General features: G+C 73.4%; 21 protein-coding genes. 8 read left to right on the top strand and 13 right to left on the bottom strand.

Going from position 1 to position 25,888, the window contains the following annotated elements:
* Positions 1–27: 27 nt before the first annotated feature.
* Positions 28–1,122 carry a cell division protein ZapE gene (gene zapE, locus ACFYO9_RS19660; protein WP_358775190.1) on the bottom strand — a complete coding sequence of 365 codons (1,095 nt, stop codon included), beginning with the start codon at positions 1,120–1,122 and terminating at the stop codon, positions 28–30.
* Positions 1,123–1,158: 36 nt separating this feature from the next.
* Here zapE and ACFYO9_RS19655 point away from each other — a divergent pair, with 36 nt between their 5' ends.
* The 4 genes from ACFYO9_RS19655 (at position 1,159) to msrB (ending at position 4,583) form a co-directional block, all read left to right on the top strand.
* A complete protein-coding gene (locus ACFYO9_RS19655) occupies positions 1,159–2,013 on the top strand; it encodes a pyrimidine reductase family protein (protein ID WP_388666447.1) in 855 nt (284 codons plus the stop codon).
* A 133-nt stretch (positions 2,014–2,146) separates the two neighbouring features.
* On the top strand, positions 2,147–2,629 hold the full coding sequence (locus ACFYO9_RS19650; protein ID WP_358775187.1) for an indole-3-glycerol phosphate synthase: 483 nt from the start codon (positions 2,147–2,149) through the stop codon (positions 2,627–2,629).
* Between the two features lie 102 nt (positions 2,630–2,731).
* Positions 2,732–4,144, top strand: a complete 1,413-nt coding sequence (gene murC, locus ACFYO9_RS19645; protein WP_358775185.1) for a UDP-N-acetylmuramate--L-alanine ligase — start codon at positions 2,732–2,734, stop codon at positions 4,142–4,144.
* A 31-nt stretch (positions 4,145–4,175) separates the two neighbouring features.
* Positions 4,176–4,583, top strand: a complete 408-nt coding sequence (gene msrB, locus ACFYO9_RS19640) for a peptide-methionine (R)-S-oxide reductase MsrB (protein ID WP_355805133.1) — start codon at positions 4,176–4,178, stop codon at positions 4,581–4,583.
* Positions 4,584–4,629: 46 nt separating this feature from the next.
* Here the strand turns inward: msrB and ACFYO9_RS19635 are convergent, their stop codons facing one another.
* The 9 genes from ACFYO9_RS19635 to ACFYO9_RS19595 form a co-directional block, all read right to left on the bottom strand.
* Positions 4,630–5,934: a M28 family metallopeptidase gene (locus tag ACFYO9_RS19635; RefSeq protein WP_358775183.1), complete on the bottom strand. Its 1,305-nt coding sequence runs from the start codon at positions 5,932–5,934 to the stop codon at positions 4,630–4,632.
* A gap of 309 nt (positions 5,935–6,243) precedes the next feature.
* Positions 6,244–6,633, bottom strand: coding sequence for a D-ribose pyranase (rbsD, locus tag ACFYO9_RS19630; protein WP_355805139.1), 390 nt, complete (start codon positions 6,631–6,633; stop codon positions 6,244–6,246).
* Positions 6,630–7,556 carry a ribokinase gene (locus tag ACFYO9_RS19625; RefSeq protein ID WP_358775181.1) on the bottom strand — a complete coding sequence of 309 codons (927 nt, stop codon included), beginning with the start codon at positions 7,554–7,556 and terminating at the stop codon, positions 6,630–6,632. Before ACFYO9_RS19625 ends, rbsD begins: the two co-directional genes overlap by 4 nt.
* 112 nt (positions 7,557–7,668) lie before the next feature.
* Entirely contained in the window at positions 7,669–9,615 is a 1,947-nt protein-coding gene (locus ACFYO9_RS19620; protein WP_358775179.1) for a substrate-binding domain-containing protein, read from the bottom strand.
* Entirely contained in the window at positions 9,605–11,161 is a 1,557-nt protein-coding gene (locus ACFYO9_RS19615; RefSeq protein ID WP_358775177.1) for a sugar ABC transporter ATP-binding protein, read from the bottom strand. Before ACFYO9_RS19615 ends, ACFYO9_RS19620 begins: the two co-directional genes overlap by 11 nt.
* The gene (locus tag ACFYO9_RS19610) at positions 11,158–12,198 is read right to left on the bottom strand and encodes a LacI family DNA-binding transcriptional regulator (protein WP_355805151.1); all 1,041 of its coding nucleotides are present in this window, start codon (positions 12,196–12,198) and stop codon (positions 11,158–11,160) included. The genes ACFYO9_RS19615 and ACFYO9_RS19610 overlap by 4 nt, the downstream gene beginning before the upstream one ends.
* Positions 12,199–12,347: 149 nt before the next feature.
* On the bottom strand, positions 12,348–13,727 hold the full coding sequence (locus ACFYO9_RS19605) for a DUF1266 domain-containing protein (protein ID WP_358775176.1): 1,380 nt from the start codon (positions 13,725–13,727) through the stop codon (positions 12,348–12,350).
* Between the two features lie 46 nt (positions 13,728–13,773).
* Positions 13,774–15,057, bottom strand: a complete 1,284-nt coding sequence (locus ACFYO9_RS19600) for a cytochrome P450 (protein WP_358775175.1) — start codon at positions 15,055–15,057, stop codon at positions 13,774–13,776.
* A 143-nt stretch (positions 15,058–15,200) separates the two neighbouring features.
* Positions 15,201–16,061, bottom strand: coding sequence for an alpha/beta hydrolase (locus tag ACFYO9_RS19595; RefSeq protein ID WP_358775173.1), 861 nt, complete (start codon positions 16,059–16,061; stop codon positions 15,201–15,203).
* Between the two features lie 219 nt (positions 16,062–16,280).
* Here ACFYO9_RS19595 and ACFYO9_RS19590 point away from each other — a divergent pair, with 219 nt between their 5' ends.
* From ACFYO9_RS19590 to ACFYO9_RS19575, 4 genes are all read left to right on the top strand, one after another.
* Entirely contained in the window at positions 16,281–18,698 is a 2,418-nt protein-coding gene (locus ACFYO9_RS19590) for a GTPase-associated protein 1-related protein (RefSeq protein ID WP_358775171.1), read from the top strand.
* Positions 18,699–18,821: 123 nt separating this feature from the next.
* Entirely contained in the window at positions 18,822–19,481 is a 660-nt protein-coding gene (locus ACFYO9_RS19585; RefSeq protein ID WP_355806246.1) for a tellurium resistance protein, read from the top strand.
* Positions 19,478–20,371 (top strand): protein phosphatase 2C domain-containing protein, encoded by an 894-nt coding sequence (locus ACFYO9_RS19580; protein WP_355805165.1) that lies wholly within the window; start codon positions 19,478–19,480, stop codon positions 20,369–20,371. Before ACFYO9_RS19585 ends, ACFYO9_RS19580 begins: the two co-directional genes overlap by 4 nt.
* A 21-nt stretch (positions 20,372–20,392) precedes the next feature.
* A complete protein-coding gene (locus ACFYO9_RS19575; protein ID WP_358775354.1) occupies positions 20,393–21,739 on the top strand; it encodes a serine/threonine-protein kinase in 1,347 nt (448 codons plus the stop codon).
* Between the two features lie 36 nt (positions 21,740–21,775).
* Here the strand turns inward: ACFYO9_RS19575 and ACFYO9_RS19570 are convergent, their stop codons facing one another.
* The 3 genes from ACFYO9_RS19570 to ACFYO9_RS19560 are packed head-to-tail and all read right to left on the bottom strand — an operon-like array spanning position 21,776 to position 25,869.
* On the bottom strand, positions 21,776–23,890 hold the full coding sequence (locus ACFYO9_RS19570) for a hypothetical protein (RefSeq protein WP_358775169.1): 2,115 nt from the start codon (positions 23,888–23,890) through the stop codon (positions 21,776–21,778).
* A 3-nt stretch (positions 23,891–23,893) separates the two neighbouring features.
* The gene (locus ACFYO9_RS19565) at positions 23,894–24,385 is read right to left on the bottom strand and encodes a hypothetical protein (protein WP_358706260.1); all 492 of its coding nucleotides are present in this window, start codon (positions 24,383–24,385) and stop codon (positions 23,894–23,896) included.
* Positions 24,382–25,869 carry a hypothetical protein gene (locus ACFYO9_RS19560; RefSeq protein ID WP_358775167.1) on the bottom strand — a complete coding sequence of 496 codons (1,488 nt, stop codon included), beginning with the start codon at positions 25,867–25,869 and terminating at the stop codon, positions 24,382–24,384. The genes ACFYO9_RS19565 and ACFYO9_RS19560 overlap by 4 nt, the downstream gene beginning before the upstream one ends.
* Positions 25,870–25,888 lie beyond the last annotated feature (19 nt).

Genomic DNA, 25,888 nt, shown 5'->3' with positions numbered 1-25,888 from the left:
CCGGTCCTGCCGATGCCGCCCGCGGGCCTACTCGCCCACGAGCCCCTTGGCGTCCCGTGCGAGCGCCGTGAGCCGCGATATGGCGCGGAAGTACTTCTTCCGGTATCCGCCGTTCAGCATGTCCTCGCTGAAGAGTCGGTCGAAGGGCACCCCGGAGGCGAGCACCGGTACCTCTCGGTCGTACAGCCGGTCGGCGAGCACCACAAGGCGCAGCGCGGTCGACTGGTCGGGCACCGGTGTCACATCGGTCAGACAGACGGCGTCGAGGTCGTCGGTCAGCGCGCCGTACCGGCTGGGGTGCACCTCGGCGAGGTGGGTCAGCAGGTGCGGGAAGTCGTCGAGCGAGGCGCGGTCGGTGGCGTAGGCCGTCTTGGTGACCTGCTCCTCGGAGTACGGGGCGGGGGCCTCCGGCAGGCCACGGTGGCGGTAGTCCTCGCCGTCGATGCGCAACGCCGTGAAGTGCGCCGAGAGGCCCTGGATCTCCCGCAGGAAGTCGGTGGCCGCGAACCGGCCCTCGCCGAGCTTGCCCGGCAGCGTGTTCGACGTCGCGGCCAGCGCCACGCCCTGCTCGACGAGCTTGCCGAGCAGCGACGACACCAGCACCGTGTCGCCCGGGTCGTCGAGCTCGAACTCGTCGATGCAGAGCAGCCGGTGCTCGCCGAGGGTGCGCACGGTCTGCTGGAAGCCGAGCGCGCCGACCAGGTTCGTGAGCTCGACGAAGGTGCCGAACGCCTTCTGCTCGGGCGCGGCGGGCGTCGCGTGCCACAGGGAGGCCAGGAGGTGGGTCTTGCCCACGCCGTAGCCGCCGTCGAGGTAAATGCCGCGCGGGCCCGCGGGAGCGGCGGCCCTGGAGCGCCCGAACCACCTCTTCCTGCCCGATCCGGAGGCGTGCGCCCCGCCGAGGCCCGCGGCGAAAGCGCTCAGCGCGCGGACCGCCTCGGTCTGGCTGGGCTGACCGGGGTCCGGGATGTAGGTGTCGAAGCGGACCGAGTCGAAGCGCGGCGGCGGCACCATCTCGGCGACCAGGCGGTCGGCGGGGACATGGGGCTCGCGGGCGCACAGGGACAGCGGAGCCACTTCGCCTGTGCGGCGGTGCCCGGGGGCTGAGGTGGAGGACGACACGGTTCCCCAGCTTAAGGGGCATGCGAGACTGCGGATATGCGACGCCTGTTCCCTGTGACCGACCCGACAGCCGACCGGCCGGACATCCGCGCGGAGGACCGGACATCCGACCGGGCCCCCCGGCGGCACGATGAGAGCACCGACCGGGAGCGGGGACTCGACGAGAGTGCCGACCGGGAGTGGGGACTCGACGAGCTCGCCGACGCCTACGCCTACCCCGCGGGGGAGGCGACCTGGCTGCGCGCCAACATGGTCTCCACGCTCGACGGCGCGGCCCACCACGACGGCCGCTCGCACCCGATCTCCGGCGACACCGACATGCGGATCTTCGGCACCCTGCGCAGCCTCGCCGACGCCGTGATCGTCGGCGCCGAGACCGTCCGCAAGGAGGGGTACCGCCCGGCGAAGGCGCGGGCCGCCTTCGAGGCACGCAGGGCGGCGGCCGGACAGTCGCCGGCGCCCGCCATCGTGGTGGTCAGCGCCGGCCTCGACCTGGACTTCTCCCTCCCGCTCTTCACGGCGCCGCTGACGCCCACCCTCCTGGTGACGGGGGCGGCCGCGCCCGCCGAGCGGATCGCGGCGGCCGAGAAGGCGGGCGCCGTCGTGCTGATCGCGGGCGAGGGCGCGACCGTGGAACCGGAGCGGGTCGCGCCGGCGCTGGCCGAGCGGGGGCTGACCCGGCTGCTCACCGAGGGCGGGCCCCGGCTCCTCGGCCAGTTCGTGGCCGCGGGGGCGCTGGACGAGCTCTGTCTGACGGTGTCGCCGATGCTCACCTCGGGGGACGCCCAGCGGATCGCGGGCGGCTCCGCGCTCACGGTGCCGGACCGCTTCGCACTGACGTCCGTGCTGGAAGAGGCCGGGTTCCTCTTCACTCGGTACCGCCGAACCTGACAATCGGCGGAATCAGTCGTTCCGTTTGGCTTCGGCCGGGCACACTAGATCTCGCAGTCCCCGTGCGGTAACGGGGCAGGATGGTTTCCGCAAGGGCCTGAAAGCCGGCCCACGGATGAGAAGGGCGCCTGGCGTGTTCACAAGCGTATTGATGATCGAGAAGGCCCTGACGTCCGCCGACGTTGAATTCGTCACCACTTTGCACGGCGACGAGCCGGTCGCCTTCCACGTGCTGCTCCAGCCCCGGGGCGACCAGGCGGACCGCCTGCTGCGGGCCATCGACGACGTCGCCCTCGGCGAGCTGGACGAGGCGGCGCGCGAGGGCGAGACCCCGGAGGGGCAGGAGGCGACGCACCTCGGCGAGCAGGCACTGGACGTCTCCCTGAGGGCGCTGCGGGCGGCGGGCTGCGCGGCGCAGGGGCGGCTGATCGAGGACCACCCGCTGGACGCGCTCAAGACCCTGGTCGAGGAGGCCGGGGCCGACGAGGTGATCGTCCTGACCGACCCGCACTACGTGGAGGAGTTCTTCCACCGCGACTGGGCCTCGCGGGCCCGGCACAAGGTGGGCGTGCCGGTCCTCAAGCTCTTCTCGCACAGCGCGGCGGACGAGGCGTAGCCGCTTCCGGCGAGGCAATAGGCTGGGGGCTGCTCAGACGTCGTACGCCGTGACAGGCGGCGTACGACGTACCCGTACCGCACCACCAGGGGAGACACGCGCATGGCACCCGGCCTGCCCCATTCCATCGCCGACATGGAACGACCGCACTTCATCGGCATCGGCGGCGCCGGAATGTCGGGCATCGCCAAGATCCTGGCCCAGCGCGGCGCCGAGGTCGCGGGCAGCGACGCCCGCGAGTCCGCCACCGCCGACGCGCTGCGCGCGCTCGGCGTCACGGTCCACATCGGCCACGACGCCGGGCACCTCGCCTCCGACGCCACCTGCGTCGTCGTCTCCTCCGCCATCCGCGCCGACAACCCCGAGCTGGCCCGCGCCACCGAGCTCGGCATCCCGGTCGTGCACCGTTCGGACGCCCTCGCCGCCCTGATGGAGGGCGTGCGCCCGATCGCCGTGGCCGGCACGCACGGCAAGACCACGACGACGTCGATGCTCGCCGTCACCCTCGCCACCCTCGGCCTCGACCCGTCGTACGCGATCGGCGGCGACCTGGACGTGCCCGGCTCGAACGCGCTGCACGGCGCGGGCGACATCTTCGTGGCCGAGGCCGACGAGAGCGACCGCAGCTTCCACAAGTACGCCCCCGAGGTCGCCGTCGTCCTCAACGTGGAGCTCGACCACCACGCCAACTACGCGTCGATGGACGAGATCTACGAGTCCTTCGAGATCTTCGCCGGCAAGGTCGTGCCCGGCGGCACGCTGGTCGTCTCGGCGGACCAGCCGGGCGCCGTCGAGCTGACCAAGCGCATCCGCGACCTCGGAGGGCTCAAGGTCGTCACGTACGGCGAGTCCGAGGACGCCGACCTGCGCATCCACAAGATCACGGCGCGCGGTCTGACCAGCGAGGTCACCGTGCTCCTGGACGGCAAGCTGCTGACCTTCACGGTCTCCGTGCCGGGCCGGCACTACGCGAGCAACGCGGTCGCGGCCCTCGCCGCGGGCATCGCGCTCGGCATCCCCTCGCGGAACCTGGCCGGCGCCCTGAAGTCGTACACCGGCGTCAAGCGCCGCCTGCAGCTCAAGGGCGAGGCCGCGGGGGTCCAGGTCATCGACTCCTACGCGCACCACCCCACCGAGATGACGGCCGACCTGGAGGCGATGCGCTCCGCCGCGGGCGACGCGCGCATCCTGGTCCTCTTCCAGCCGCACCTCTTCTCGCGCACCCAGGAGCTGGGCACGGAGATGGGCCAGGCCCTCGCCCTCGCCGACTCCTCGGTGGTCCTCGACATCTACCCGGCCCGCGAGGACCCGATCCCCGGCATCACCAGCGACCTGATCATCGACGCGGCCCGCGCGGCGGGCGCCGAGGTGACCGCCGCGTCCGACAAGGCGGCGGCCGTGCGGCTGATCGCGGGAATGGCGAAGCCCGGCGATCTCGTTCTCACCATGGGAGCGGGCGACGTCACGGACCTCGGCCCGCAGATCCTGGCCGAGCTGACCGAGCCGGCCAAGTAGCGGAGCTTTCGAAGCGAAGGGGATGTCACCCATGTCGTACGACGTCGAGAAGCCGGACGAGCAGTGGCGGGCGGAGCTGACCCCCTCGGAGTACGCGGTGCTGCGCCAGGCCGGCACGGAGCCCGCCTTCGTGGGCGAGTACACCGACACCAAGACCAAGGGCGTCTACTCCTGCCGCGCGTGCGGCGCGGAGCTGTTCACCTCGGGCGAGAAGTTCGAGTCGCACTGCGGCTGGCCGAGCTTCTTCGACCCCAAGGACACGGACGCGGTCGAGCTGGTGCAGGACAGCTCGCACGGCATGGTGCGCACCGAGGTCCGCTGCGCACGCTGCGGCTCGCACCTCGGCCACGTCTTCGAGGGCGAGGGCTACCCCACGCCGACGGACCAGCGGTACTGCATCAACAGCATCTCGCTGCGGTTGACGGCGGAGGAGGGCTGAGCGGCCGGACCCGGAGGGGGCCCCGGATCCGGGTCCGCTCAGGTGGTCAGAACGTCAGCTTCCAGCTGTTGATGTAGCCCGTGTCCTGGGCGGCCACGTCCTGGACGCGGAGTTTCCAGGCGCCGTTCGCGGTCTCGCTCGACGCGTTGACCGTGTACGTCGCCACGACGTTGTCCGCCGAGTCGTTGCTGCTGGAGTTCTTCAGGCGGTACGCGGTGCCGTCCGGTGCGACCAGGTCGACGACCACGTCGCCCCTCCAGGTGTGCCGGATGTCGACGTCCACCTTGAGGGTGGCGGGGGCGTTGCCGGTGCGGCCGGTCACGTTCACCGTCGAGGTCACCGCGGTGCCGTTGTCCGGGATGGCGACGTCCGCGGTGTTCTCGTAGCTGTCGCCGGGCGGTACGGGCGTGCCGTCCCCGGCGAGGTTCCAGATCGCGTACGCGATGGCGTCGCTGTTGCGGTCGAGAGCCGTGTCGTTGATGTTCGACGAGGTGTCGCAGGACGAGTGGTAGCAGCGGTCGAAGGCCTGACCCGCCGTGCCGCCCCACTTCTGCGCCTGCGCACTGGACTTGCTGCGCTCGGCGCCGCTGAACAGGCCGCCGACCGGGATGCCCGCGCTGTCGAACGGGGCGTGGTCGGAGCGGCCGTCGCCCTCGGTCTCGATCTCCGTGGGGACGTTCAGGCCCGCGTAGTAGTCCTTGAACGTCTTCTCGATCGTGGGGTCGTCGTCGTAGACGAAGTAGCCCGGGTTCGGCGAGGCGATCATGTCGAAGTTCAGATAGCCGCTGATCTTCGAACGGTCCGTGGACGGGAGGTTGTTGACGTAGTACCGGGAGCCGACCATGCCCAGCTCCTCGGCGCCCCACCAGGCGAACCGCAGGTGCTTGTCCGGCTTGAGCTGCGCGCGCGACACGGCGAGCGCGGTCTCCAGGATGCCGGCCGAGCCCGAGCCGTTGTCGTTGATGCCGGGGCCCGCGGAGACGCTGTCGAGGTGCGCGCCCGCCATCAGGACCTGGTTCGCGTCGCCGCCCGGCCAGTCGGCGATCAGGTTGTAGCCGGTGGCGCCGCTGGACGTGAACTGCTGGATACGGGTGGTGAATCCGGCCGCGTCCAGCTTGCCCTTCACATAGTCGAGGGAGGCCTTGTAGCCGGGGCGTCCGTGGGCGCGGTTGCCGCCGTTGGCCGAGGCTATGGACTGCAGCTGGGTGAGGTGCGCCTTGACGTTGGCGAGCGGGATGTCGGGCGCCGCGACGGTGGGTGAGGGGGCGGCGGCCGACGGGGCGGCGGTGGCGAGCAGGCCGCCGATGGCCAGGGTGGCGGCACCGACGGCCGCGCGTCTGTACAGGTTCATGTGGGGCTCCGTATTCCGAACGGCGAGAGGGACGGAACGTGCGAGGCGCCCTGCGACGCGGGTGCCGCGGGGCGCCTTTGGAGCTGGTGCGTTGCCTGATGTTGAGGTCTTGACGATCCACCGTCAAGGGCGGAATCCGGTCACATTGCGGTCAACCGCGTTCGTATAGCGGACAGTTCGCGGCGTACCGGGCTCGCGCCCCGGTCGGTTCGCGGTGTACCGGGCTCGCGCCCCGGTCGGTTCACGGTGGACCGGCTCGCGCCCCGGCCCCCGCCCGCCCGTCCCCTCAGGCCTCCGTCAGGATCTCCGTCAGAAGAAGACCCCGCACCTCAGCAGCACGTTCGCGTACGGCCGCGCCTCGCCGGTGCGGACCACCAGACGGGCCGCCGCCGAACGGCGCTTGACCTCCTCGTGCGCGACGAACTCCAGCGCGGGCAGGCTCTCCCGCAGCAGCCGCGCCGCCTCGGGATTGGCCTCCCGCACCTCGTCCGCCGCCGTGCCGCCCTCCACCACCAGCTCGGCGAGGAGCCCGTCGAGCACCTCCGCGAAGGACGGGACCCCGGCGCGGAACGCCAGGTCCACCACGCGCGGGCCCGCCGGGATCGGCATGCCCGCGTCGCAGACGAGCACCGTGTCCCCGTGCCCCAACTCGGCCAGCGCGCCCGCGAGATGGCGGTTGAGTATCCCCGACTTCTTCACCGGGACGGGACCTCCGGGGCCTCGGGGAGCTCCGAAGCCGTCGGGTAGGAGTCCTGCGCCCCCTTGCGGGTGACCGCCGCCGCCCCCACCCGTACCGCGTACGCCGCCGCCGTCGGCAGATCCTCGCCGAGGCCGAGCCGCCAGCCGAGCGCCGCGGTGAAGGCGTCGCCCGCCCCCGTCGTGTCCACCGCGTCGACCCGCGGGCTCGGCACCCGTACGCACGCGTCGGCCGAGGCCTCGGCGGTGAGCGCGCCCTCGGCGCCCAGCGTGATCACCACCGAGCGCGGGCCGAGCGCGAGCAGGCCGCGCGCCCACTCCTCGGGGGCGTCGCCCGCGTCCTCGCCGAGGATCACCCGCGCCTCGTGCTCGTTGACCACCAGCGGGTCGCAGGCGGCGAGCACCTCGTCGGGCAGCGGGGCCGGCGGGGAGGGGTTCAGGACGAAGCGGGCCCCGGGGCGCAGTGTGCGCACCACCTCGGCGACCGTGTCCAGCGGGATCTCCAGCTGGCTGGAGACCACCCGGGCCGCCGCGAGCAGGCCGCCCGCCGCCCGGATGTCCTCGGGGGTCAGCCGGGCGTTGGCGCCGGGCGACACCACGATGCTGTTGTCGCCCGACGGGTCGACGGTGATCAGCGCGACGCCGGTGGGCGCGCCGCCCTGAAGGACGCCGTCGGTGTCCACGCCGGCCGCGCGCTGTGCGTCCAGGAGGAGCCGTCCGTGGGCGTCGTCGCCGACCCGGGCCAGGAGCGCGGTGCGGGCGCCGAGCCGGGCGGCGGCGACCGCCTGGTTGCCGCCCTTGCCGCCCGGGTGGACGGCCAGGTCGGAGCCGAGGACCGTCTCGCCCGGCGCGGGGCGCCGCTCCACACCCACCACCAGGTCGGCGTTGGCGGAGCCCACGACAAGGAGCTCGTAGTCGTCGTTCATGTCTGCTTGTTCCTGCTTTCGTGCGATGAGGTGCGGTGGTGACGGTACTCGGAACGGCCGTCGGTCGGCGCCCGGGGCACAGACACGCAGGCGGGGTTCGAAGGACAGGCCCTCAGGAGAAGTCCTTGACGTTCTTCGCCGTGACGACCTTCACCGGCACCTTCACCGTCTCCCGTACCTTCTTGCCCTGCGCCGAGCGCACCGCGTTCTGCACCGCGATCTTCCCGAGCTCCTTGGGCTGCTGCGCCACGGACGCGTACAGGGTCCCCGCGTCGACCGCCTTGAGGCCGTCGGGCGTGCCGTCGAAGCCGACCACCGGCACCGACGTGCCCGCCTTGTCGCCGAGCGCCTTGACCGCGCCGAGCGCCATCTCGTCGTTCTCGGCGAAGACGCCGTTCACGCCCTTGTGGGACTGCAGGAGGTTGGTCATGACGTCCAGGCCCTTGGTGCGGTCGAAGTCCGCGGGCTGCCGGGCGACCACGTCGATGCCGGGGTAGGCCTTGATGCCGTCGGCGAAGCCCTGGCCGCGCTCACGGCTCGCGGAGGTGCCTGCCGTGCCCTGGAGGACGATCACCTTGCCCTTGCCGCCGAGCTTCTCGGCGAGCGTCTTCGCCGCCAGCCTGCCGCCCGCGACGTTGTCGGAGGCGACCAGCGTCGCGGTCTTGGCCTTGTTCACGCCGCGGTCCGCGGCGACCACCGGGATGTCCTGCTTGTTGGCGCCGCGCACGGCGGGGCCCGCGGCGTCGGAGTCCACCGGGTTCACGATGATGGACTTCACGCCCTCGCCGGTGAAGTTCTGCAGCTGGTTGGACTGCTGGGACGCGTCGTTCTGCGCGTCGGTGACGGTCAGGTCGATGCCCGACTTCTCCGCCTCGGCCTGCGCGCCCTCCTTCATCTGTACGAAGAAGGGGTTGTTGAGCGTGGACAGCGACATGCCGATCTTCGTCGAGGTCCCGGACGAGCCGGAGTTGAAGAAGGAGACCGCGCCGACGACGGCCGCCACGACCACGGCGGCCACCGCGTACTTCAGGGCCTGCGGCCCCTTGCCCCGCACCCCGCCGGACGCCCCCGAAGAGGCCCCGGGCGTCGCGCCCGCCTTGCGCCGCAGCGTGTCCAGGAGGACGGCGAGCGCGATGACGACACCGATCACGACCTGCTGCCAGAAGGCCGACACGGAGAGGAGGTTGAGGCCGTTGCGCAGAACCGCGAGGATCAGCGCGCCGATCAGCGTGCCGGACGCCTTGCCGACACCGCCCGCCAGGCTCGCGCCGCCGATGACGACCGCGGCGATGGCGTCCAGCTCGTACCCCTGCGCGGCCTGCGGCTGCGCGGAGACCAGACGGGAGGCGAGCACGATGCCGGCGACGGCGGCGAAGAGACCGGAGAGCGCGTAGATCACGAGCTTCTGGCGCTTGACCCGCAGCCCGGACAGGCGCGCGGCCTCTTCGTTGCCGCCGATCGCGTACATGGAGCGGCCGATGAACGTACGCCCGAGGACCACCGCCGTGACCAGGCCCATCGCGACCATCACGAGCACCGGCACGGGCAGCCACCCGCCGACCGTGTCACCGAGGTGCGAGACCGAGTCGGGGAAGGCGATCGGGCTGCCCTGCGAGATCACCAGGGAGAGGCCGCGCGCCACCGACAGCATCGCGAGCGTCGCGATGAACGGCGGCAGCTTCCCGTACGAGACGAGCACGCCGTTGACGAATCCGCAGACCACGCCGGTCGCCACGGCCATGATCACCGCGAGCCACACCGGAAGCCCCTGCGACGTCGCCGTCCAGGCGAGGACGGTGGCCGAGAGCGCGGCCACCGAGCCGACCGACAGGTCGATGCCCGCCGAGACGATCACGAAGGTGACGCCGAACGCCAGGATCGCGGTGACCGCGGCCTGCACGCCGACGTTGAGCAAATTCTGCGTGGTCAGGAAGTCGCCGGACAGCAGCGACATCCCGACGACCAGGACGATCAGGGCGCTCAGCGCGCCGTTGTCGAGCAGCACGCGGCGGAGCGTCGGTGCGCCACCCGCGTCGCGCTTCAGGGTTTCAGTGGCCACGGGTGCCCTCCGCTGTCTTGTCGTTCTCTTGCGGTGTTCCGGTGCCGTCGACGACGGGCGCGCTGCTGACCGCGAGCGCCATCACCGCGTCCTGGCTCGCCTCTTCGGCGGTGAGCTCGCCGGCGATCCGGCCCTGCGCCATCACCAGGACCCGGTCGCTCATGCCGAGCACCTCGGGCAGATCACTGGAGATCATCAGGACCGCGTGCCCGGAGGCCGTCAACTCGTTGATCAGCTGGTAGATCTCGACCTTCGCGCCCACGTCGATGCCGCGGGTCGGCTCGTCGAGGATGAGGACCTTGATGTCGGCGAGCAGCCACTTGCCGATGACGACCTTCTGCTGGTTGCCGCCGGACAGCGTGCGCACGTGCTGGCCGAGCCCGGACATCCGCACCCCGAGCTGCTCGGCGATCCGGGCGGCCGCCCGCTGCTGCCCCTTGAGGTCCACGAGCCCGGCCCGGGTGGCCGAACGCAGCGTCACCAGGCCGAGGTTCTCCCGTACGGAGGCGTCGAGGACGAGCCCCTGCCCCTTGCGGTCCTCGGGGACCAGGCCGACGCCCGCGCCCATCGCCGCGTTCACGTCGTGCCGGGGCAGCCGCTCGCCGTGTACGCGCACGGTGCCCGCGTCGTACGGATCGGCGCCGAAGACGGCGCGCGCCATCTCGGTGCGGCCCGCGCCGACCAGGCCCGCGAGGCCCACGACCTCACCGGCCCGCACCTCGAAGCTGACGTCGTGGAAGGCACCGTCGCGGGTGAGACCGGTGACGGAGAGCAACGGGGGCCCGGTGTCCGGGCGTTCGCGCGGATACTGCTGCTCGATGCTGCGTCCCACCATCAGCCGGACGAGCTCGTCCTCGTCCGTCGACGCGGGCACCTGGGCGACGCTGCGGCCGTCCCGCAGGACGGTGACGCGGTCGCCGAGCGCCGCGATCTCCTCCAGGTGGTGGGTGATGAAGACGATGCCGACGCCGTCCGCGCGCAGCGTGCGCACGATTGCGAAGAGCTTGTCGACCTCCTCGGAGGTCAGGACGGCGGTGGGCTCGTCCATGATGAGGACGCGCGCGTCCAGGCTCAGTGCCTTGGCGATCTCGACCATCTGCAGCCGGGCGATGCCCAGTTCGCGCACCTTCGCCCGCGGCGACACCCGCACGCCGACCCGCTTCAGGAGCCCCTCGGCGTCCGCCTCCATCTTCTTGCGGTCGACGAGACCGAAGCGGCGGGGCTGGCGCCCGAGGAAGATGTTCTCGGCGACGGTGAGGTCGGGGACGAGGTTGAACTCCTGGTAGATCGTGGCGATGCCGAGCCGCTCGGCGTCCTGTGCGCCGTGGATGCGCACCTCGCGCCCCTCGGCGAACACGCGTCCGCTGTCGGGGCGGTAGGCGCCGGAGAGCATCTTGATGAGGGTGCTCTTGCCCGCGCCGTTCTCGCCGAGCAGGACGTGCACCTCGCCGCGGCGCAGCTCGAAGTCGACGGAGTCGAGCGCGACGACGCCGGGGAACGTCTTGCGTATGCCTTCGATGCGCAGCAACTCGTCTCGGCTGCTCACGGATTGCTCCTTCGTACGGAGGTGTCCTCGCCGGCGGGCTCGCCGCAGGAGCGGCGGACCACGAGGCGGGCGGGCAGGGTCACGGACTGGGGGCGTCTGCCCTCGATCAGGTCGGTCAGCGCGTGCACGGCGGCCCGGCCGAGGTCGGCGGTCGGCTGGGCGATCGCGGTGACCGGCGGGTCGGTGTGCACGAACCACGGGATGTCGTCGAAGGCCGCGAGCCCGATGTCGTGCGGGACACGCAGGCCGTGCGCGCGGATCGCGTCGAGGGCGCCGAGTGCCATCAGGTTGTCGGCGGCGAAGACGACGTCGGGCGGCTCGGGCAGGGCGAGGAAGCGTGTCGTGGCGCGGCGCCCGCTGTCGGCCTGGAAGTCGCCCTGCCCGATGTAGGCGTCGGGCAGCGCGATGCCCTGCTCGTACAGCGCGTCGCGGAAGGCCTCGACGCGCTCGCTGCCGGTGGTGGTGGCGGCCGGGCCCGCGATGATGGCGAGCCTGCGGTGGCCGAGTCCGTGCAGATGGGCGACGAGATCGCGGACGGCGCGGCGCCCGTCGGAGCGGACCACGGGGACGTCGACGCCGGGGATCCACCGGTCCACGAAGACCATCGGGGTGCCGCCGCGCACGGCGTCCAGCATCAGCGGCGAGCCGCCGTCGGTGGGGGAGACGAGCAGCCCGTCGATCCGCCGGTCGAGCAGGGTCCGCACGTGGTGGTCCTGCAGCTCGGGCCGCTCGTCGGCGTTGCCGATGATCACGCTGTAGCCGAGCGCGCGGGCGGCCTCCTCGACGGACCGCGCCAGCTCCGTGAAGTACGGGTTGAGCACGTCGCTGATGACGAGCCCGAGGGTGCGGGTCTGGTCGGTGCGCAGGGACCGGGCGACGGCGTTGGGCCGGTAGCCGAGCGCCTCGACGGCGGCGAGGACGCGGCCGCGCGACGCGGGGCTGACGGAGGGATGCCCGTTGAGCACGCGCGACACGGTGGCGACGGACACCCCGGCCTCGGCCGCGACGTCCTTGATCCCCACGGAACTGGGCGCCATCGTCGGTCCACCTCCTCGTGGAATCGATTACACGGAGGATTGGAAACGATTACACGGGGGCGTGGCAAGGGTTCGCGGGGGCGTGAGATCTGATCGTGATGTGGGCCGCCCGCGTCGGAGCGGCAGGGCATCCCGACGGGAGGGCGCCGCTACGCCCCCCGGAAATCCACCGTCAGCCACGGGCTGTCCGGGTCGGTGGTCAGGGCCTGGTGGGCGCGGAGTGCGTCCGTGTACCAGGTGCCGAACTGTTCCTCGTCGAAGTGGAGGCAGCGGCCCAGGATGTAGCCCGCGGAGAACGACTCCCACGAGGTGTACGCGGCACGGGCCGCCTCCGAGGCGCGTTCCAGGGCCTTGAGGAGTTCCGCGCGGGTGGCGTAGCGGGCGCCCACGCCCCAGCGGGCCATCTTCGAGGCGCGGCCGGTGTCCCAGGCCGCGACCGTGTCGACGCGGCCGCCGGGCGGCAGCAGGGCGTCGGCGCGGAAACGGGACTCGTAGCGGATCACCTTGCCGACCAGTGCGCGCACGTGTGCGACGAAGTCGTCCAGTTCGGCGTCCTCGCCGGGGCGGTGCGGGGCGCCGGGGCCGGCGGTCTGTGACACGCGGTGGCGCAGTGTCGCCTCGATCCGCTCGCGCCAGAGCTCCGGGTCGACCCGCGGACCGTACCGCTCGATCAGCGCGGCGCGGACGTTCAGGACGAAGTCCCAGTACCAGGGGCTGACGTCCCGGGTCAGCAGGCGTTCCTGCAGGGCCAGCCAGTCGTCGCGGTCATTGACGCCCCACCACTCCCGCAGCCGGTCGATCTCGTTGTGGTGGCCCGCGCCGTGCCAGTCGAGGGTGTTCCAGGCGTCCCCGTTGGCGAAGCACAGATGCGCGCCGCAGGCCAGACCGTGCAGGACCGGGCTGCCGGGTGCGGGCGCCCCCGTGCGGCGGGTGTCGATGCGGTGGGCGAGGTTGCCGGGGCGGTAATGGCGCGCGTGCAGGTCCGACCAGACCTCCCGCTCGTCGTCGGTCGTCAGATAGAACTGCTGACAGGGCGTGGCCGCGTTCACGACGAGCAGGTCGACGTCGTCCGGGCAGGCCGCGGCGAGCGAGTCCAGCGTGACGTACTCGTAGACGAGTTCGGGGTGCGGGCGGGGCAGGAAGCCCGCCGTGTACACCTGCGCGATCTTCCTGCCGTCCGGCAGGTCGAAGGTGAGCAACTCCGATGCGGCGCCGCCCTGTTCGGACTCCTCGTCCCGCCCGCCCTCCGCGCTCCTCGCGTCGTCGTCGAGCCGCACCGGGCGGTACAGGCCCTCGATGGCCATCGCCCGCAGATACCCGTACACGTCGTCCTCCTGGCACAGCTCGTACAGATGCTGCTCCAGATCGGCGGGCGCCTGCCAGGGACTTCCGTCCTCCGGCGCGGGGACGTCGGGGAAGAACTCGTCGTGGTACTCGTCCGCGTGCTCCGCGAGGTCTGCGGGGTCCATGTGTCCTGCGGGATCTATGTGGCCCGCGGGGCCGGTGTGCTCTGTGTGTTCGTCGTGCATGAGGGTCTCCGCTCGGGCGCCGCGCCGGAATTCGCGATCTTGCACCTTACGCGGGTACCTCGACGTGCAGCGACTTCAGGCCGTTGATGAAGTGCGAGACCAGCCTGCGGGGTGGGGACGCCAGGCGCAGGACCGGCAGGGCACGCGTCAACTCCTCGTGGAACACGCGGAGTTGCAGGCGGGCGAAGTGCGCGCCCAGGCAGACGTGTGGCCCGTCGCCGAACGCCACGTGGGGGTTGGGCGAGCGGGTCAGGTCGAGGCGGTGCGGGTCGGTGAAGACGCGCTCGTCGTGGTGGGCGGAGGCGTGGAAGACGACGACCTTGTCCCCGGCCGCGATGCGCGTCCCCGCGAGCTCGGTGTCCCGGACCGCCGTGCGCCGGAAGCTGAGCACCGGGGGATGCCGGCGCAGCAGCTCCTCCACCGCGGTCGCCATGGGGGCTCCGCCCGTGCGCAGCCGCTCGTACTCGCGCGGGCTTTCGGAGAGCGCGAGCACCCCGCCGGGTGCCGCGCCGCGCACGGTGTCGTTGCCCGCGACGGTGAGCAGGAAGAAGAACATCTCCAGTTCGGCGGCGTCGAGTTCGGGCTCCGTGGCGAGCGTCGTCAGCACGTCGTCGCCGGGGTGCGCGCGCTTGTGCGCCGCCAGCGTCCCCGCGTACTCGAACATGTCGCGCAGCATCGCGGGCGACCGCGGGTTGACCGGCGCGCCGTCGGGGCCGAGCACGGGTGCGGCCGCCTCGTCGGGGTCCTGGTAGCCGATGACGCGCTGCGTCCAGTGCAGCAGCAGGCCGCGGTCGGCGGCCGGGACGCCGAGCAGGTCGGCGAGGTTGAGCAGGGCGTAGTCGTCGGTGACGGTCGCGACGACGTCGAACGTGCCGTCGCCGGCCCCGGCCTGCCGCACGGCCGCGTCGAGCAGCGTGCGGGCCCGCTCGCGCACCGCCGCCTCGAACCGCTCGATCCGCCGTGGCGTGAATGCGCGGCTGACCAGCCTGCGCAGCCTGCCGTGATCGGCGGGACCCGCCCCGGCGGACCGGCCGCCGGCCCCCGCCGCCGCCGGATCCTGGTTGAGCATCATGCGGCGGATGAACGGCAGGTCGTCCGGCGCGGGATCGCGGATCTGGGTGGCGCCCAGGTACGAGGAGTACGTCGCCGGGTCCTTGAGGACGCGTACGACGTCCGCGTGCCGGGTGACCGCCCAGAACCCCGGCCCCGCGGGCCAGCCGAGCACCGCCCGCTCCTCCTGCCACGCCACCGGGTGGTGGTCGCGCAGCACGCGGTAGCGCTCGTACGGGACGCCCTCCGCGTAGAGCCGGGGGTCGAAGACGTTAGGCACGGGCGGGGCGGCGGGGCGGGAGTCGGCCTGGGTTCCGTGCGGAGGTGCGGGTGGGGTGCCGTGCGGAGGTCCGGGTGGAGGCTCCGGTGGTGTGCCGGGTGTGCCGGGTGTGCCGGGTGACCCGGGTGGTGTGCCGTGCACGTTCACGCGCCGCCGCCGCCGCCCCGCGCGCCGCCGGCGTACCCGCCCCCGCCCCGGCCCCCGCCCGCGTCACCGTCCAGGCCGTCGCCGAGGTCGCTCTCGGCGCGCAGGAAGTCCTCCACCGTACGGATCAGTTCCAGCGGCACCTCGTCCGGCGCGTAGTGCCCCGCCCCCGGCAGCTCCGCCAGCTCGCCCTGCGGGAAGGACCGCAGCCAGGTGGCGCGCATCAGGTCGGCCGACAGGGCCGGGTCGAGCGCCCCGGTGACGGCGAGCGCGGCGACGGGCGAACCGTCGATCTCGGTGTGGAAGTCCTCGCACGCCCACGAGTCCAGCCAGGCACGGAACGCCTTCGCGTCGCTGACCGCGAGCGAGCGCCGCACCATCCGGTCCAGCCAGGCGCGCGGGCGCACCCCGCCCGTGGTGAAGTCGATGATGGCGCGCCGGTTCTCCGGAAGGTGCGCGGCCGAGGCGAACAACTCCCACTGCTCGGGAGGCAGTTGGAGCCCCTCGGCCGGGACCGGGGACACCCCGACGAGCCGCCGCACCCGGTGCGGGGCCGCGGCCAGGACGCGCTGCGCCACGCTGCCGCCCATGGAGTGCCCGATGAGCGAGAACCGCTCCCAGCCGAGCCGGTCGGCGAGGTCGAGCACGTCGGCGGCGCCCTCGCTCGTCGTGTACGCGCCGACGGCGCCCTTGGCCTCGCCGTAGCCGCGCAGGTCCACCACCGCGTACTGGAACGCGCCGCCGTCGAGGTCCGCGAGCACCGGCTCGTACGCCGTGCGGTCGGCGAACCAGCCGTGCACCGCGACCACCTTGTGGGGGCCTTCGCCGAGCAGGGTGTGGGGGAGCGGGAAGGAGGTCACTGCGACTCCGATCGCCGGCGGGTCCGGGCGGCCCCGATTGCGGGCGGCCCCGGGTACGGGTGCGGGGCCGTGACCACGGTGTCCCCAACCCCCGTACCGCGCAAGGGTGCCCGCGCCACGCCATGTGTTCGACAGCGGGTACGAAGGGCGTACGCCGGGGCGGGGGGTGAACTTGGCCGACGGCCTGCGGGGTGGCGTCGCGGTTGGTCAGAATGTGGCATGGCCATCCGTCGCCGCAGCTACCGGCTCGACCAGGAGCCGGACACCGGAGCCCCCCGCCTGATCCCCGCGGAACAGGCCGGGCCCGGGCCGCAGCAACCGCACGAGGAGCACGAGGAGCACCAGGAGCACGAGGAGTACGAGGACGCGTTGGACTCCGTCGTCGCGCGGATCGCCGGCGCCGGTACGGAGTTGAGCTACAGCCTGCTCCCGGACGGCGCCCGGCTCCTGTGCGCCGCCCTCCCCGGACAGCGCGTCGAGGCGCTGCACGTGAGCGCCGACACCCCAGGACCCGGCCCCGTCTGGCCCATCGACACCTGGGGCTCCGACGCCTGGGAACCGGACGCAGGCGACACCCTCGGCGCGGGCTTCGTCGAGTCCGAACTGCCGCTCGCCGAGCCCCACTTGGACCACTCGGTGCTCGTGGAGTTCGCCCGGGCGCACGCCGACCGCGTCGCGCCCTTCCTCACCGATGTGCGCCGGCTCTTCGGCGACCCCGCGGGGCGGCAGATCGTCCTGGTCGAGGAGGAGCCGGGGACCGTGGCCCGCTGGATCGCGCTCGCCTGCGCCTCCCTGCCCGAGGCGTACGTGCCCGCGCTGACCTTCACGACCTGGACCGCCGACCCGTACCGCGCCCCGCAGCACATCATCGGCACCGGCCCCGGCGCCGCGTTCGACCGCTCCGACGAGGCGACGACCGCGTATCTGTACCGGGTGTACGACGGCACCGGCGGACCGCAGAGCCCGCCGCCCGACGAACCCGACGCCTGGGCCCGGCTGACCGCCGAGCGGTGGCTCGCCGGCAACCCGCCGCGCCCCGCGCCCGGCGCGGCGACACACCCGGAGGGCCCCTTCGCGCTCCTGCCGCTGGTCGCGGGCGCCGGCCGCAAGGACCCCGGCGACGGCGGCGCGAGCGCCCTCTCCGGCGCCGAACTCGCCGGCCTGAGCGGTGAATCCCTGCACGTCGTGTTCGATGCCCTCGCCCAAACCGTGCACCGGGGCGAGGCCGCCCCGCACACCCTCGACGGCCTCGACCGGCTCTGCCGCGGCCTCGACGGCGACCAGGCCCTGGCGGCAAGGCCCCTCGCCCTCGCCCTGGTGAAGCACCGGCTCGACGCCTCGCGTGGCCACGGCACCCTGCCCGACCTGACCGCCTTCGACGGCCTTCCGCTCGGCCAGGACGCCTGGCGGGAGCTGCGCGAGGAGTACGGCGAGCGCGCCGACGACGCCCTGCGCGCCCGGCTCCGCGGCCCCGTCACCGGCTGGACCGAACCGCTGCGCCTCGCCCTCGCCGTGGGCGCCGACGGCGGGCCCGGCCTCGCCGAGGCCATGGACCGGCTCGCCGGCGCCCTGCTGCACCCCGAGGGACGCGAGTGCGCGCAGGCCGTCCGCGTCCTGACGGAGGTCGACCACACCGCCTTCACCCGCCGGGTGCTCAGGCTGCTCCTCGTCGACTTCACCGTACGCAAACTGGACCGGCTGCGCGCCCTCGCCAGGTCGCCGCAGGGTGAGTGGCTGCGACGCAACATCGAGGACGCGCCGCTCACCGTCCGCCTTGCCGCGGCCGCCGCGTACCTGAGCGACGCGCCCGACCACCTGCGCGGCGCCCAGCTCTTCGACCGGCTCACCGAACTCCTCTCGGGCCCCAAGGTCGAGGACGTCACGACGCTGCGCCTGCTGTGGCACATCGTGTGGCGCAACGACCCGCCGGACCCCGCGGACCAGGCCTGGGTGGCCCGCGCCTGCACGCCCCGCCTGATCATCGACGCGGACCTCGGCCGGCGCATCATGGGCTGGCTCAAGGAACCCGACCGCTGCGACCGCGAACTGGTCGACTTCGCACGGGAGATGCGCGAGGACGGCAAGCTGGGCGCCCACGAGCGCAACACCGCGAGACTCCTCGTGGCCGCCCAGGACCTCCTCGACGGCCGCCTGCCCCTGAGCAAGGCCGGCATCGACCTCCTGGAGGAGCTGGGCCGCAAGGCGCCGCCGCTCGGCCCGGTGCTCCGCAGAGGCATCGAGGAGCGGGTGGGCCGCGCCCTCGCGGGGGCCAACCCGCTCGACATGTGCGAGGCGCACGGACTGCGCATCCTCGTCGCCGCGGGCCCCGAGCTCCTGAACACCTACCGCGCGCACCTCCTCGACCCCGCCCAGGTCGACCGCATGGTGCGCGAACTGCCCGACAAACCCTCCGAGTTGGCCGCGTACTTCTTCCTGTGGCGGCCCCGCCGACGGCACGGCGTCACCCCGCAGTGGCGCACCGTCGCCGATGAACTCCTCACCCACGCCCTCGAACCCGTCCTCGAACGCCTCGACCACCGCCGCCTCGGCCAGGTGGCCACCGTCCTCGAGCGGGAGGGGCAGGGCCTGCAGGAGTGGACGGCATGGCGTCACCAGGTCGCCGGGCGGCAGAGCTGACCGGGCACCACCCGCGGCGCGCCCGTGACAGCGCCCCCGCGCCCCCCACCACCTTCTTCCCACGAAAGGACCAGCGTGAGCGACACCACCCAGACCATCGTCGACAACTTCCCCGGCGGCAGTATGGCCAGCCGCCCCGTGCACTTCATCTGGATGCTCGACTGCTCGGGCTCCATGGGCATGAACGGCAAGATCGGCCAGCTGAACTTCGCCATCCGTGAGGCCATCCCGGAGATGCAGCAGGCCGCCCAGTCCAACCCCGCCGCCTCCCTGCTCGTCCGCGCCATCACCTTCGCCAGCGGTGCGAGCTGGCACGTCAGCGAGCCCACCCCCGTCGACCAGTTCTCCTGGGAGGACGTGCACATCTACGGCGGCACGGACATGGGCGCCGCCTTCAAGCTGGCGGCCGGCGCGCTGCAGACCCCGCCGATGCCGCAGCGCGCCCTGCCGCCCGTGCTCGCGCTCGCCTCCGACGGGCAGCCCACCGACGACTGGCGGGCCGGGCTGCGCGCCATCGACGGCACTCCGTGGGGCAAGCGCGCCGTGCGCGTTGCGGTGGCCATCGGCGACGACGCGGACAAGAGCATGCTCAAGGAGTTCCTCGGCAACCCCGAACTGGAGCCGCTGCAGGCGAAGAACCCGCGCCAGCTCGCCGCCGCCATCCGCTGGATGTCCACCGCGGTCGTCAAGGACGCGTCGACGCCGAAGGTCGACGACGGCGCGAAACCGGCGACCCCGCTCGACGTGCCCTCGATGACCAAGGGCGAAGACGACATCTGGTGACCGGACCGGAGACGACGACCAGACCCGCGGCGGCGCGGACCGCGCCCTGGGCGCTGCTCGACGGCGCGGTCCGCGGGGTGGCGAAGAAGTACAGCCAGGACCGCAGCGCGGCCCGGCTGGTCGCCGGGGGCCGTGCGGTCGTCCTCGCGGTCGCCGACGGACACGGCAGCGCCGCGCACTTCCGCAGCGACCTCGGGGCGAGCTGGGCGGTCGAGGAGTTCACGGCGTGCGCCACGCCCTTCGCGCACGAGGCCGCACGCATCGGTGACGACGCGGCGCTCTGGCCCGCCCTGCGCGAGGAGGCGCGCCGGCTGCCGCAGCAGGTGGGCCACCGCTGGCACGGGGCCGCCCTGCTCCAGGAGGCCAACGCGCCCGCGCACGGCTCCCGTTGGCTGCCCGCCGCGGACCCCACGAAGCCCCGCGAGCGCCCCGACGGCCCGGACCTCGCCGCCTACGGCAGCACCCTCATCGGCGCCGTGCTCACCGAACACATGCTGTTCTGCTGGCAGTTGGGCGACGGAGACATAGTGATCGTCGACGCCGACGGCGTCCCGCACACGCCGCTCTCCACCGGACCCGACATGGGCGACGAGACCGACTCGCTCTGCGAGGCCGAACCCTGGCGCAAGACGCGCTCGCACTGGCAGCCCTTCACCGGCGGCGCGCCCCCGTGCGTGCTGCTCTCCACCGACGGGCTCTCCAAGAGCTTCGCCGACCACCAGGGCTTCCTGGACTTCGCCACCGGCCTCGGCGGCCGCGCCGCCGAACAGGGCGTGGCGGCGGTGCAGGCCCAGCTCCCGGACTGGCTCGGGCGGGCCGCCACGTACTCCGGGGACGACACCACCCTCGTGGGCGCCATAACGGTGCCCGCGCAGCGCAGCGAACCGTAAAGGGCAGAGAGGAACAGAATGGTGAACGGCATGCTCGCCGCCGGAAAGACCCTGGTGGCCGAGTCGGGGGAGAAGCTGAAGGTCGCCGAGCTCTTCGGCTCCGGAGGTCAGGGCGAGGTCTACCGCGTCCAGACCCCGACCGGCGACCGGGCGGTCAAGTGGTACTACCCCCAGCTCGCCGACGGCCGCCAGCGGGAGATCCTCGAAGGCCTCATCGCCAAGGGCTGGGACGACCCCCGCTTCCTGTGGCCCCGCTCCATCGTGATGGATCCCGAGGGCAAACAGCCCGGCTTCGGCTACCTCATGGACGTACGGCCCGCACGCTTCTGCGATCTGCCCGCCCTGTTCCGCCGCGACCCCTCGGTGGCCTCGGCGACGATGCGCACCCTGGTGACCGTGGCCCTGCACACCGTCGAGGCCTACCGCGCCCTGCACTCCCGGGGCATCGCCTACCGGGACATCAACTGGGGCAACATCTTCTTCGACCCGGTCACCGGTGACGTCCTGGTCTGCGACAACGACAACGCGGTCGTGGAGGGCGCGGAGGCCGCCGTCGCGGGCACCATGGACTTCATGGCGCCCGAGCTGGTCCGCGGCGACAAGGGCACCCAGCCCGGCACCCAGAGCGACCTGCACTCCCTGGCCGTGCTGCTCTTCCTGCTCCTGATGAACGACCACCCGTTCAACGGCGCCCTGGCCCTGAAGATCCGCTGCATGGACGAGGCCGCCAAGCGCAAGCTGTACGGCACCGACCCCGTCTTCGTCTACGACCCGGTCGACACCCGCAACCGCCCGGTCCCCGGCGAGCAGCCGACCGTCGAGGCGACCTGGGGCGCGCTGCCGCAGATCCTGCGCGACCTGTTCGTCCGGACGTTCACGGACGGCCTGCGCAGCCCCAAGCTGCGGGTGCGCGAGTCGCAGTGGCGCGAGGCGCTCAGCCAGGTCCTGGACGCCATCACCCAGTGCGGCGCGTGCGGCAAGCAGAACCTGACGCAGCCCGACGGCGCGCCCCCCAACTGCTGGAAGTGCCGCACCACGTTGAAGCTGCCGCCCCGCCTCGAACTGGTCACCGGCACCGGCACGTTCCGCACCCGGCGCGGCATCCGGCTCGCCCCCAGCGCCCGCGTCTACGCCCACCATCTGCGCGAGGACCCCGACCGGCACGACTTCTCCGCCGTGGTCGGCGAGGTCACCGAACACCCGCAGCAGCGCGGCAGGTTCGGCCTGACCAACCGCACCTCGACGGTGTGGACGGCCCGCAAGGACGACGGGACGGTACGCGACGTCGACCCCGGCAAGACGATCGCGCTGCGGTCGGGGCTGCTCATCGAGTTCGGCGGCGGGACGGAGGCCGTGGTCAAGGAGTGACGCCGGCGCGGTGGCGGGCGCCGACGCGCGGCCCGGTCAGGTCCACCAGCGGCGCCAGCGCCGCCACCAGCCGCCCCACCAGGGGGGAGCCGGTGGCAGCGGGGGCGGCGGTGGCGGGGCCGCGGGCAGGACCGCGCGGGCCGGCTCGGTGGGGAACGCCACCGCGTCGGGGCGGGGCAGCGGCGCCACGGTGACGACGCACTCGGCGGCGGACACGGGGAGTTCGACGCCCTGCCCGGCCCGGTGCGCGCTGCGCGGCACGCGCCGCTCGCCGCCGCGCTGCCCGTCGGTCCACGCCGCGTGCACCAGGACGGCGGGCTCCGGCCAGTCGAAGTGCAGCTCGGCGCGGTCGTCGGCGACCCGTCGTACCACCAACTCGTTTATGGTCTCCGGGTGTTCGATGACCAGGGTCGGTCCGGAGACGGCCCGCTCGCCGAGCACGCTCACTGCGGTGACCCGGACCCGCCGCTCGGGCGGCGGCGTCAGCTCCACCCGCGACTCGGCGCCCGCGACGGTCGCCGGGATCCGGTCCACCAGACCCACCACGGCCGAGACGTCGGCGCCCGGTTCGACGGGGCTCGTGGTCCACGGCAGCAGCACCCCGTCGCCGAGCTCGGGCGGCCGCCACGCGATGGTCACCCGCCCGCCGTCCGGGTCCTCACGCACCGTCAGTTCCTCCACCGGCGACGGCCACTGCTCGGCGACGGCGGCCACCGTGACGCCCCGCGACCACACCAGACCACCGTCCGGACCGCGGTAGCCGCAGCGCACTTCGTACGTGTACGTGCCCGGGGCGAGCGGCACATCGAGCACCCCGTCGCGCGCGCAGGGCACCCGCACGAGTGACGCCCCGCCCCAGCCCGTACTGTCCGCCGCCGCCCCCGACCGGGTGACGCGCACCTCGGCCGCCGCCGGATCGGGCCGCCAGGACAGCCGCACCCCGCCGGGCACCACGGTGCGGCGCAGCTCCGTGACGACCGGCGTGAGCAGCACCGGCGCGGTCACCCGCGGCACCCCGGCGACGCGGCCGCGGCGCAGCGGCACGACGGCGTACCGGAGGGGGTGGCCGACGGGCACGTCCGTGTCGACCGTGGTGAGCCCGGCCGCGCCCGCCACCGTCTCGACCACCACCGTCTCGACCGCCGACTCCGGTGCGCCGTCCGGGAAGCGCAGGACCCGGTAGGAGACGCCGGCGACCGGCCGCCCGGGCGCGCACCAGGACAGCCGTACGGCGCGCTCGTCGGCCACCGCCGTCACCTCAGCGCTCGCCGGGGTGAACGGGTCGTCGGCGAGCAGCGCGGCCACCCGCAGCAGGCCCGTACGGGCCGGCGGGTCGTCCGTGGCCAGGCGCACCGCGCCGAGCCAGGCGTCGGCGGCGGCCCGCAGCGCGCCGGTGGCCTCCGCGGTGTCGGCGGCCGCGGCGAGCCGCGCGACCTCGGCGGCCCGGGCACGGACGGCGCCGACGAGCGCGGCGAGGCGGTGGTCGTCGGGGCCGTCGGCGTAGGCGGAGGCGCGCGGGAGCCGTGCCACGACCCGCTCCGCCTCGCGCAGCCGTACGCCCGGCCAGACGTCGTTGAGGGTCTCGGCGGCGTGCCGGGCGGGACCGGTCGCGGGGAACCCGGCGGCGACGGCCGATGCGAGCAGCCCCGCCTCCGCGCGGTGCACGCCGAGCGCGACGGCCTCGGCCTCGCCGGGCCGCTCGCCGCCGTCCCGCAGCAGACAGCAGACCTCCCACAGCACCAGGCGCCGCAGCCCCATGGCATCGTCCCGGATCAGCGTCTCCAGAGTGTCCACGAGGGCGGCGGCGGTGCCCGAGCGCGGGTCGGGCGAGGACAGCCACCGGCCGCGCGCCTGCCGGACGTAGGAGAGGTCGACGCGCTGCCAGATCCCGCCCCGCCCGGGGAACCAGAGCCCGTCGAGCACCCGGAAGCCGTCGTCGGTGTCGGCCCTGGGGAGGGTGCCGAAGACGGTGTCGTGCGCCGGGGCGGGGGTCGGGGCGCGCAGCACGTCGGCGGCGTGCCGGAAGTTCAACTGCCGGATCGCTTCATGGAGTTGGGTGTAGCCGCGCAGACCGGGGCAGCGCGGCAGGCTCGGCAGCGGGGCGCGGGAGCCGCTCGTCCCCGGGTGCTCGCCCGGACGCAGGACCGCCATCGCCTAGCCGCCCGGCGCCGTGTAGAAGTACACGCGCACCACCGCGGTCTCCGCACGCCGGCCGAGGCTGTGGTAGTCGTCCGTGACCGTCTTCTTGGTGAACATCGCCGGGCGCGCCCTGCCGAGCAGGCCGTTGACGCGGTGGGCGTAGACGGTGCCGTTCGAGCTGCCGCCGAAGGTGAGGACGAGTGCCGCCTCGCGCCCCGACCACTTGCGGGTGTCCTTGACGATCTCCTTGACCAAGTCGCCCTTGTCGTCGCCCGACACCTGGAACTCCTCGGGGTGGCGGTCCACGGAGCGGGGGCCCGTGGGCTTATGGCTCGGTGCACCGGTCTTCGAGGGGCTGGGCTTGGGGTGCTCGGGGATCTTCGGGTCGGGGCGGTCGCCCATCGACACCAGGGCGAGCACGAGCAGCAGGTCCGCGAAGAGCCACCCGGCGAGCACGACGACCCCCATCCGCCCGCCGCGCCGGCGCGAGGCGCGGCCTCGGCTCACGCGGCGCCCCCGTCCCTGGGGCCGGGCGGCGGCAGCCGGGTCGTCGGCGCGTCGAGCGGGGTGTCGAGGGCGGGGTCGAGGGGCGGGTCACCGGGCCGGCTCGGACCGGGGAACGAACTCTCCTCGTTCCGGGCGCCGTTGGCGTTATGCGCGCCGGTTCCGGTGTCGGCTCCGTACGTCCCCCCGTTGGCGGCGTGCGCACCTGCGCCCGCCCCGTACGCGCCCGTGTTCGGTGGCCCGAACGTCCCGCCGTTCGTGCTCCCGTACGCCCCGTGGGCGCCACCCGGGTCGTACCCGGTGGTCCGTGCACCCGGTGCCGATGCCGCTGTCGGCGACGCGAGCGCGGGGAGCGCGCCCGCCAGCGTGTCCATGCGGGCGTCGAGCCGGGCCGCGGCGTCCTGCCAGTGGGCGGCGGCCGCGTCCCAGCGCTCCGTGGCCTCGCGCATGCCGTCCACCGCGTCGCCGGTGCGGCCGGTGCTCGTCACCAGAGCCTGGGAGGCCTGTTCGGTCGCCTTCGCCACCGACTCCGACTTGAGTACGAGCGACTGCTGGGCGGCGACGAGGGCCTTCAGCGAGGCCTCGACGGTGTCGCCCGCCGCCTTGACGTGGTCGGCGATCCCGCGGGCCGCCCGCGCGTTGGCCTGGCCCGCCTTGATGGTCTCCTGGGTGCCGTCGCGCAGGGTGGTGTCGATGCGGTTCGCCGCGTCGCCGAGCTTGGGCACCTCGGTCGTGAGGGACTGGGTCGCCTGACGGAGCGCGTCGATGGCCTGGCTCACCGACGCCGTGGCCCCGCTGAGCGCCTTGTGGCTCTGCTCCGCCTTCTGCGTCACCAGCTGCATCGTCTGGGCGGCCTTGGTGAGTTCGGCGGTGAACTGCTGCGGGGATGCGGCGCGGTGCGGGGCGAGCAGCATCTGGGCGCGGGTCAGCACCGACGCGAGCTCCGCCAGGAGCTTCTCCTCCTCCGCCTCCTGGGTCTCCTCGTGGTGTTCGGTGCGCACCCGCACCCGCCCGTGCCACACCGAGAGCGCCACGAGCAGGGCGATGAGGAGCACCGCCATCAGGGCCACGTTCTCGAACCGTCCGAGCGACGACAGATGCCCGCCGAACCCGGTCTGCCACTGCTGCAGGAAGGGGCGGGTCGCCTGGTCGGGGTCCTCCTTCGCGAGCTCACCGTAGGCACGCACGGCCTCGCGGAGCCCGAACCAGGTGATCAGGAGAGGTACGAAGACCAACACCCCGAGCGCCGCCTCCAGGAGCCGGTCGTGCCGCCCCGACGGCCGGCCGCCGACCGCCCGCACGCTCTCGGGACGTACGTACGTCTGGATCAGGTCGATCTCCGCCCACCGGTCGAGCTGGTGGGAGCCGGCCAGGTCCTGGTGGAGCACGGTCAGTTCGGCGGAGCGCGGGGCGAGCGCGGGCAGGGTCGCGAGGCGCCGCAACTCCTTGACGATCAAGGCCTTGTCGAGCAGTTGTGCGGGCGTCAAGCGGTTCCCTCCCTGGCTT

Origin of the sequence: Streptomyces sp. NPDC005863, assembly GCF_042871345.1 — a bacterium.
Taxonomy (GTDB): domain Bacteria; phylum Actinomycetota; class Actinomycetes; order Streptomycetales; family Streptomycetaceae; genus Streptomyces.
This window is presented reverse-complemented; position numbering and strand designations above follow the sequence as displayed.

Excerpts from the sequence above, each read along its gene's own strand:
- murC (WP_358775185.1), top strand. The coding sequence starts at position 2,732 with ATGGCACCCGGCCTGCCCCATTCCATCGCCGACATGGAACGACCGCAC.
- ACFYO9_RS19585 (WP_355806246.1), top strand. The coding sequence starts at position 18,822 with ATGGCCAGCCGCCCCGTGCACTTCATCTGGATGCTCGACTGCTCGGGC.
- ACFYO9_RS19655 (WP_388666447.1), top strand. The coding sequence starts at position 1,159 with ATGCGACGCCTGTTCCCTGTGACCGACCCGACAGCCGACCGGCCGGAC.
- msrB (WP_355805133.1), top strand. The coding sequence starts at position 4,176 with ATGTCGTACGACGTCGAGAAGCCGGACGAGCAGTGGCGGGCGGAGCTG.
- ACFYO9_RS19625 (WP_358775181.1), bottom strand. The coding sequence starts at position 7,556 with ATGAACGACGACTACGAGCTCCTTGTCGTGGGCTCCGCCAACGCCGAC.
- ACFYO9_RS19590 (WP_358775171.1), top strand. The coding sequence starts at position 16,281 with ATGGCCATCCGTCGCCGCAGCTACCGGCTCGACCAGGAGCCGGACACC.
- ACFYO9_RS19605 (WP_358775176.1), bottom strand. The coding sequence starts at position 13,727 with ATGCACGACGAACACACAGAGCACACCGGCCCCGCGGGCCACATAGAT.
- ACFYO9_RS19610 (WP_355805151.1), bottom strand. The coding sequence starts at position 12,198 with ATGGCGCCCAGTTCCGTGGGGATCAAGGACGTCGCGGCCGAGGCCGGG.
- ACFYO9_RS19635 (WP_358775183.1), bottom strand. The coding sequence starts at position 5,934 with ATGAACCTGTACAGACGCGCGGCCGTCGGTGCCGCCACCCTGGCCATC.
- ACFYO9_RS19570 (WP_358775169.1), bottom strand. The coding sequence starts at position 23,890 with ATGGCGGTCCTGCGTCCGGGCGAGCACCCGGGGACGAGCGGCTCCCGC.